Genomic DNA, 718 nt, shown 5'->3' on the forward strand with positions numbered 1-718 from the left:
ACCTCATTCGGACTTCATTCGAATAAAACCGTGTAAAGTCCCTTTTTAATACCTATTAAATCGGTTGTGAGTACCTATTAAATTTGATGCTTATAGCGCTATGCCCTATCGTTGAATTTATCGAGGGTGTAACGGTACAAAAATCTTCCATTTCGAGCATCAAAATATGAACTAGTCTCGATCATTTTTATCCATTTGTGTGTGCTTACAAAAACTTCATGTATATTTGGCAGGTATGATCGAATTATATACAGATGGGGCTTCAAGTGGAAATCCGGGCCCTGGGGGCTATGGAACAATCTTAAGAACCATTTATACAGGCGATAATGAGGCCTTTAAAGGCAAACTTATCGAAAAAGAGTTTTCGGGCGGTTACCGCAAAACAACTAACAACAGGATGGAATTGATGGCTGTGATCGTTGGTCTCGAGGCGCTGAAAAACCTGCAACAACAAGTTACCGTATATTCTGATTCCAAATATGTCATTGATGCCATCGATAAGAAATGGGTATATGGTTGGATACAAAAAGGTTTTGCGGGAAAGAAGAATAAAGATCTTTGGTTGCGTTTAATGAGTGCCTATAAGCTTCATAACGTACGCCTTGTGTGGGTAAAAGGTCACGCTGGGCATCCGTTAAATGAGCGTTGTGATCGCTTAGCTGTAGCGGCCTCCAAAGATAAGGCAAATTGGAAAATCGATAGTGTTTTTGAGATTGAA

1 protein-coding gene is annotated in these 718 nt (G+C 39.8%); it reads left to right on the forward strand.

Annotated features, from left to right (window positions below; translation table 11 throughout):
• Positions 1-235: 235 nt before the first annotated feature.
• The coding region (gene rnhA / locus B2X72_RS17095; protein ID WP_286850840.1) for a ribonuclease HI at positions 236-718 on the forward strand (483 nt) is incomplete at its 3' end.

The organism is Sphingobacterium sp. UBA7253, from assembly GCF_002472745.1.
GTDB lineage: Bacteria > Bacteroidota > Bacteroidia > Sphingobacteriales > Sphingobacteriaceae > Sphingobacterium > Sphingobacterium siyangense.